The 7,403-nt window shown below is 66.5% G+C and carries 6 protein-coding genes; 4 read left to right on the top strand and 2 right to left on the bottom strand.

Features of this window, described 5'->3' with window-relative positions; all coding sequences use genetic code 11:
• Window positions 1-208: 208 nt before the first annotated feature.
• Entirely contained in the window at window positions 209-622 is a 414-nt protein-coding gene (locus Q664_RS06930; protein WP_152621954.1) for a hypothetical protein, read from the bottom strand.
• Entirely contained in the window at window positions 619-1,491 is an 873-nt protein-coding gene (gene metF / locus Q664_RS06925; protein ID WP_043391223.1) for a methylenetetrahydrofolate reductase [NAD(P)H], read from the bottom strand. Before metF ends, Q664_RS06930 begins: the two co-directional genes overlap by 4 nt.
• A gap of 108 nt (window positions 1,492-1,599) precedes the next feature.
• Here metF and gcvT point away from each other — a divergent pair, with 108 nt between their 5' ends.
• From gcvT to Q664_RS06905, 4 genes are all read left to right on the top strand, one after another.
• Window positions 1,600-2,685, top strand: a complete 1,086-nt coding sequence (gene gcvT / locus Q664_RS06920; protein WP_043391220.1) for a glycine cleavage system aminomethyltransferase GcvT — start codon at window positions 1,600-1,602, stop codon at window positions 2,683-2,685.
• Between the two features lie 40 nt (window positions 2,686-2,725).
• Entirely contained in the window at window positions 2,726-3,121 is a 396-nt protein-coding gene (gene gcvH / locus Q664_RS06915) for a glycine cleavage system protein GcvH (RefSeq protein ID WP_043391217.1), read from the top strand.
• An 80-nt stretch (window positions 3,122-3,201) separates the two neighbouring features.
• On the top strand, window positions 3,202-6,099 hold the full coding sequence (gcvP, locus tag Q664_RS06910; RefSeq protein ID WP_043391215.1) for an aminomethyl-transferring glycine dehydrogenase: 2,898 nt from the start codon (window positions 3,202-3,204) through the stop codon (window positions 6,097-6,099).
• 437 nt (window positions 6,100-6,536) lie between these two features.
• Window positions 6,537-7,403 (top strand): FG-GAP repeat domain-containing protein (locus Q664_RS06905; protein WP_043391213.1); only part of this gene is annotated, 867 nt, incomplete at its 3' end.

Below are 7,403 nucleotides of genomic sequence, written 5' to 3'. Positions count from 1 at the left end.
CCCCCAGTACTCGGGGAACCCATGGATGAAGAGGATTGGCTCTCCCGCACCGTGCGTCACGTAGTGCAGGTTGACCCCATTGATGTCCGCGGTGTGATGCTGCACGGATGGCTCCCGGTGGGCTGTGCGGCTGCGGGCGAAGAATAGGGCCGCCAGCCGGGGAGTGAAAGTCCGCCGTGGTGGGGGTCGCGAGGAGCGCTTGTGCACTTCAGGTGAAGTGCTGGCGCACCTCGGGCATGCTGAGGACCCACAGCGCCCACAGGGCGAAGGGGAAGCCCACGAAGCACACGGGGGTGACGGGGGTGATGGCGGTGACCGCGCCCACCACCACCAGGCCCCATCTGCGCAGGCCGAAGGCGTTCCACGCCCCCACGATGGTCATCGCCCCGGTCACGAGGGCCACGAGCACCTTGACGGGAGCCTCCCACGCGGACTGCCCCCGCAGCGAGGTGGCAAAATCCGTTGGTACGGGCAGCCAGCCCTGCATCACGGCCACCATCACCAGCGCATAGGCGATGCTGATGAAGCCCACGTTCATCAGCATGAACGCCGGCGGGCGCAACTTCCGCAGCGCCGGCCACCGCGGATCGCTCCGCGGCACGTTCAATCCAGGTCCACTCATGTCCGGGCCCTCAGGGCGCTCACGATCATCCGCGTCGCCGGTGACTTGTTGAGCGTGTAGAAGTGGATGCCGGGGACGCCGCGCGACAGCAGCTCCATGCACTGCACCGTGGCGTGCGCCACCCCCAGCTGCACCAGCGCCTCGGGTTGATCCTTCACGCGCTCGAGCTGGAGCCCCAGGCGCATGGGCACGGTGGCCCCGCACATGCGCGTGAAGCGCTGCACCTGCTCGTAGTTGGTGATGGGCATGATTCCCGGGACGATGGGGACGTTGATGCCGATGCGGCGCGCCCGCTCCACGAAGTCGAAGTAGAAGGCGTTGTCGAAGAAGAGCTGGGTGATGACGAAGTCCAGGCCCGCGTCCACCTTCTCCTTCAGATGACGCAGGTCGTCGTCGCGCGAGGCCGTCTCCACGTGGCCCTCCGGATAGCACGCTCCGCCCAGGCAGAAATTGAAATCCTCGTCCCGGATGAAGCGCACCAACTCGGTGGCATGACGGAAACCCCCGGGCACGGGCTCGAAGGCCGTCTGTCCCTGGGGTGGATCCCCCCGGAGCACCAGCACGTTCTCCACCTTCGCGTCCTTCAGCCGCTGCAGCACGTCGCGCAGCTCTCCGGGCGTGTGGCCCACGCAGGTGATGTGGGCCATGGCCTCGATGCCCGTCTCGCGCTTGATGCGGGTGACGAGCTCCACCGTCCTGTCCCGGGTGCTGCCTCCCGCGCCGTAGGTGACGGAGACGAAACCCGGCTCCAGGGGCGCCAGCTCCTCCAGCGTCTTCAGCAGGTTGGCGGTGCCCTCGTCCGTCTTCGGCGGGAAGAACTCGAAGGAGAAACAGGGGTTGGATGGATTCAAACGATTACGAATCTTCATGACGCGAGCAGTCTAGAACGCTTCAGTGGGGTTCCCGAGAGCCTTGATTGAAGGAAGTGCGCGGCTATAGTCCGCGCCGTTTTTTCACCCCCCTCAGGAGAGAAGAGCATGGCCCGGCGTACGCCCCTCAACGAGGCCCACCGCAGGTTGGGCGGCAGGATGGTGGATTTCGCCGGTTGGGACATGCCGGTGCAGTACACCTCCGTCATTGGCGAGCACGAGGCGGTGCGCACCGCCGTGGGCCTCTTCGACGTCTCGCACATGGGGGAGATCGAGTTCTCCGGCCCCGGGGCCCTCGAGACGGCCAACAAGCTCATCACCAATGATCTCTCCAAGTGCGCGGACGGCCAGGCCGTCTACGCCGGGCTGCTCAATGAGCAGGGTGGCTTCGTGGATGACGTGGTGGCCTACCGCTTCTCGCCCGAGCGGATCCTCGTCGTCGTCAACGCGTCCAACAAGGACAAGGACTTCGCCTGGATGCAGGCCCGCGCCGAGGGCGTGAAGCCGGTGGATCGCAGCGACGACTACGCGCAGATCGCCGTGCAGGGCCCCAAGGCCGTGGCGCTGGTGAAGCGGATGACCCCGGCGGACCTTTCCAATGTGGGCACCTACCGCTTCACCGAGGGCCCGGTGGCTGGAGTGCAGTGCATCATCTCGCGCACGGGCTACACCGGGGAGGACGGCTTCGAGCTGTACTGCGCGCCCGGCGACGCGGAGAAGCTGTGGGAGGCGCTCCTCAAGGAAGGCCAGCAGGACGGCGTGAAGCCCTGCGGCCTCGGCGCCCGCGACAGCCTGCGCACGGAGATGAAGTACGCGCTCTACGGCAACGACATCGACGACACCCACACGGCCCTGGAGGCGGGGCTGGGGTGGATCTGCAAGCTGGACAAGGCGGGCGGTTTCATCGGCCGTGAAGCGCTGGCGAAGCAGAAGGCCGAGGGCGTGAAGCGCAAGCTGGTGGGCTTCGAGCTGACCGGCGCCGGCATCCCCCGCCACGGCTACCCCATCCTCAAGGACGGTCAGCGGGTGGGCGAGGTGACGAGCGGCACCATGGGTCCCTCCTTGAAGAAGTCCATCGGTATCGGCTACGTGCCCGCCGAGCTGGCGGCCGAGGGCTCGACCTTCGAGGTGGAGATCCGTGGCCGCGCGGTGCCCGCCGTCGTCGTGAAGACCCCCTTCTGGAAGAAGTCCTGACGCAGTCCCATCCGAAGCACCTGAAGCGAGGAAGACGGACATGGCGAACTATCCCAGCGATCTCAAGTACACGAAGGACCACGAGTGGGTTCGCGTGAATGGCAACACCGCGGTGGTGGGCATCACCGACCACGCCCAGATGCAACTGGGGGACGTGGTGTACGTGGAGCTTCCCAAGGTGGGGGACACCTTCGAGGCCTCCGATCCGTTCGGCTCCATCGAGTCCGTCAAGGCCGTGTCCGAGGCCTTCGCTCCGCTCAGCGGCAAGGTGACGAAGGTGAACGAGGAGATGGACAGCAGCCCCGAACTGGTCAACGAAGAACCCTATGGAGACGGGTGGCTCATCGAGCTCGAGCTCTCGAACAGCAAGGAGCTGGACGGGCTCCTGTCCGCATCCCAGTACGAGGAGTATCTGAAGGAAGAAGGCTCGGAGTGACGCGCCCTCCGGGCTGAACGCGCGCGGCCTGGTTGTTACTCACGGCCTTTCGTTACACCCGCACTGCGAGTGCTCAAACCATGTCCTTGAATTGGAAATACCAGGAATCGTTCTCCGACCGGCACATCGGGCCGGACGAGAAGGAACTGCACGGGATGCTGAAGGCCGTGGGAGTGGGCTCGCTCGACGAGCTCATCGACCAGACGGTCCCCGCTGCCATCCGCTCGAAGGAGCCGCTGAAGATGGCGGTGGCCCACTCGGAGCACGATGCGCTCGCGGTGCTGGAGGCCATCGCCTCGAAGAACCAGCTGCTCCGGTCCTTCATCGGGATGGGCTACTACGACACCCAGACCCCGCACGTCATCCTCCGCAACATCCTCCAGAACCCGGGCTGGTACACCCAGTACACGCCCTACCAGGCGGAGATCGCCCAGGGCCGGCTGGAGGCGCTGCTCAACTTCCAGACGATGGTGATGGACCTCACCGGCCTGCAGGTGGCCAACGCCTCGCTGCTCGACGAGGGCACCGCGGCCGCCGAGGCCATGGCCCTGGCGCTGCACACCAAGGGTGACGACAACGGGGGCACCTTCTTCGTCTCCGAGGCCTGCCACCCGCAGACGATCGACGTGGTGCGCACCCGCGCCCAGCCGCTGGGTGTGGAGGTGGTGGTGGGTGACCACCGCACGGTGGACCTGGGCGCGAAGAAGTACTTCGGCGCGCTGGTGCAGTACCCGGCCACCGATGGCGTGGTGCACGACTACCGCGCCTTCGGCGAGAAGGTGCACGCGGCCAACGGCCTCTTCATCGTCGCCACGGATCTGCTGGCGCTGACGATGCTGACGCCGCCGGGCGAGTTCGGCGCGGACGTGGCGGTGGGCAGCGCCCAGCGCTTCGGCGTGCCCATGGGGTACGGCGGTCCGCACGCGGCCTTCTTCGCCACGAAGAACGCCTACACGCGCGTCATGCCGGGCCGCATCATCGGCGTGTCCGAGGACGCCCAGGGCCGGCGCGCCCTGCGCATGGCGCTGCAGACGCGCGAGCAGCACATCCGCCGCGAGAAGGCCACGAGCAACATCTGCACCGCGCAGGTGCTGCTGGCCATCATGGCGAGCATGTACGCGGTGTACCACGGGCCCCGCGGCCTGAAGGCCATCGCCGAGCGCGTGCACGGGCTGACGGTGCTGCTGGCGCGCGGCCTGCGCAAGCTGGGCTACGGCGCCAACTACGAGAACGTCTTCGACACCCTCCGGGTGGAGACGGCGCCGCCGCACATCCGCGGCATCCTCTCGGCCGCCGAGTCCAAGGGGATGAACTTCCGCCGCATCGACGAGCGGGCCATCGGGCTCAGCCTCGACGAGGCCACCCGTCCTTCCGACGTGGAGGCCATCCTCTCCGTGTTCGCCGGTGGCAAGCCGCTGGGCTTCACGCTCGAGGAGCTGGGCAAGGAGCTGCAGAGCACCCTTCCCGAGGGCCTGCGCCGCACCAGCCCGTTCCTCACGCACCAGGTCTTCAACAGCTACCACTCCGAGACGGAGATGCTGCGGTACATCCGCCGCCTCGAGTCGAGGGACTTGTCGCTCACGCACTCGATGATTCCGCTCGGGTCGTGCACGATGAAGCTCAACGCCACCGCGGAGATGATTCCGGTGACGTGGCCGCAGTTCGGCAAGATGCACCCGTTCGCGCCGAGCTCGCAGGCCTCGGGCTACAAGGTGCTCTTCGAGCAGCTGGAGCAGATGCTGGCGAGCATCACCGGGTTCGCGGGCGTGTCGCTGCAGCCCAACGCGGGCAGCCAGGGCGAGTACGCGGGCCTGCTGGTCATCCGCGCGTACCACCAGAACCGGGGCCAGGGGCACCGCAACGTGTGCCTGATTCCGTCCTCCGCGCACGGCACCAACCCGGCCACCGCGGTGATGGCGGGCTACCAGGTGGTCGTCGTCAAGTGCGACGAGAACGGCAACATCGACCTGGGAGACCTGCGCGCCAAGGCGGATGCGCACAAGGAGAAGCTGGCCGCCCTGATGGTGACCTACCCGTCCACGCACGGCGTGTTCGAGGAGGAGATCAAGGACATCTGCGCCATCGTGCACGAGCGCGGCGGGCAGGTGTACATGGACGGCGCCAACCTGAACGCGCAGGTGGGGCTGACGTCTCCGGCGGCGATTGGCGCGGACGTGTGCCACATCAACCTGCACAAGACGTTCTGCATCCCGCACGGCGGTGGTGGCCCGGGCATGGGTCCCATCTGCGTGGCGAGTCACCTGGTGAAGTTCCTGCCGCGGCACTCGGTCATTTCCACCGGTGGCAATGACGGCATCGGGGCGGTGTCCGCGGCGCCGTGGGGCAGCGCGAGCATCCTGGTCATCTCGTGGATGTACATCGCGATGATGGGCGCCGAGGGGCTGACGAAGGCCACGAAGCTGGCCATCCTCAACGCCAACTACATCGCCGAGCGGCTCCAGGAGCACTACCCGGTGCTCTACCGCGGCAAGCGGGGCCGGGTGGCGCACGAGTGCATCGTGGACCTGCGGCACCTGAAGAAGACGGCGGGTGTCGAGGTGGAGGACGTGGCCAAGCGGTTGATGGACTACGGCTTCCACGCGCCCACGGTGTCCTTCCCGGTGGCCGGCACGCTGATGATCGAACCGACGGAGAGCGAGTCCAAGGCGGAGATCGATCGCCTGTGCGACGCGCTGATCTCCATCCGTGGGGAGATCCGCGAGATCGAGGAGGGCAAGGCGCCCAGGGACAACAACGTCCTGAAGAACGCGCCGCACACGGCGCGGGTGATGACGGATCCGGAGTGGAACCGGCCGTACTCGCGTGAGCAGGCGGCCTTCCCGGCGCCGTGGGTGGCCGAGCACAAGTTCTGGCCGTCGGTGGGACGGCTGAACAACGTGTTGGGCGATCGCAAGCTGGTGTGCTCGTGCCCGCCGATCGAGGACTACATGTCTCCGGAGCCGTCCAGGGCGGCGTAGTTCTCGCCAACCCACCCACCGCGACAACAACCACCGCGACAACAACCCCTCTCCCCCCGGGAGAGGGACGGGGTGAGGGTAGTGGGGGACTCGGGTTCGAATCCCTCCGTTTCACCCAGACAAGGGCCTCGGGTTCTCCGGAACCTGGGGCTTTTTGTTTTTGGACGGGACTCCTCTTCCGGGTGTCTGCATTACGTCGGTGGATGTCTGTCTTTCTGTGTCTCTGTCAGACAGGGCACTCTTTGTGGGATGATTATCTGTCTTGATTGAATAATTCTGGCAGACATGGATTCTTGTGATGTGGTATTCCGCGTGTGTCAGTACTCGCGATTCTTTCAGGGTTCGGACTGGGATCCAGTTGCCACCACACGGTCAAGTTGTCTTGGGGCGCAGCAGGGAACCAGGCCAGTCCCGAACGCAGAAGGAGAGAGGCACACATGAAGCTCAAGCGCGGCACGCAGGGTCTCGCGCAGTGGAAGGGTCGGGGACGTGGGAGGTTCTTCGCGGCGCTGGCGGCGCTGGCCACGGGGAGCGCGTGCGACACCACGGACTCGCAGGAGCGGCCCGCCGCTCGCGACACGGGGAACCTGGCCGAGCGGTGTGAAGTGAAGCCTCCGTTCACGGCCAACTTCGAGCCGGAGCTGCAGTGGGAGTGGACGGGCAGCCCGATCCTCCCCACGCACAAGCAGGTGATGATGCAGCCGGTGGTGGTGGACGTGAACCGGGACGGCACTCCGGACATCGTCTTCAGCACCTTCGACGGTGACTTCTACAACACCGCCTACCAGAACGGTTACGACGGCAACGCCAACGGCGTGCTCCGCGCGGTGAGCGGCAGCACCGGGGCGGAGCTGTGGAGCGTGGAGGATTCCGCCTACCGCGTGAAGCCGGCCGCGAGCATCGCCGCCGGTGACATCGACGGTGACGGCGCCGTGGAGATCTGCGGCATCCCCGAGAGCGGCCGCGGCATCATCTGCTTCGAGAATGATGGCGCCTTCAAGTTCCGCTCGTCTCAGGACGCCAACGACTACAACGAGTGGGGCGGCCTCTCGCTGGCGGACCTGGATGGCGACGGCGCCGTGGAGATCCTGGACGGCAACCGCGTCTACAGCAACACGGGCACGCTCAAGTGGGTGGGCTCGGATGGCATGGGCGGAGCGCTGTTCACGGGCCCCGTGTCCTTCGCGGTGGACATCGACCAGGACGGCAAGCAGGAGGTGGTCAACGGGCGCTCCGTGTACCGGCACGATGGAACGCTCAAGTGTGCCAACACGGAGATTCCCCATGGCTTCGCGGCCGTGGCC

The sequence above is a fragment of the Archangium violaceum Cb vi76 genome, assembly GCF_000733295.1.
In the GTDB taxonomy this organism is placed as follows: Bacteria; Myxococcota; Myxococcia; order Myxococcales; family Myxococcaceae; genus Archangium; species Archangium violaceum.
Note: the sequence above shows the minus strand (reverse complement) of the source record. Positions and strands in the feature narration are given on the sequence as shown.

What these genes read in the sequence shown, in the direction of transcription:
- gcvT (WP_043391220.1), top strand. Translation starts at nt 1,600, where the DNA reads ATGGCCCGGCGTACGCCCCTCAACGAGGCCCACCGCAGGTTGGGCGGC.
- gcvP (WP_043391215.1), top strand. Translation starts at nt 3,202, where the DNA reads ATGTCCTTGAATTGGAAATACCAGGAATCGTTCTCCGACCGGCACATC.
- metF (WP_043391223.1), bottom strand. Translation starts at nt 1,491, where the DNA reads ATGAAGATTCGTAATCGTTTGAATCCATCCAACCCCTGTTTCTCCTTC.
- Q664_RS06930 (WP_152621954.1), bottom strand. Translation starts at nt 622, where the DNA reads ATGAGTGGACCTGGATTGAACGTGCCGCGGAGCGATCCGCGGTGGCCG.
- gcvH (WP_043391217.1), top strand. Translation starts at nt 2,726, where the DNA reads ATGGCGAACTATCCCAGCGATCTCAAGTACACGAAGGACCACGAGTGG.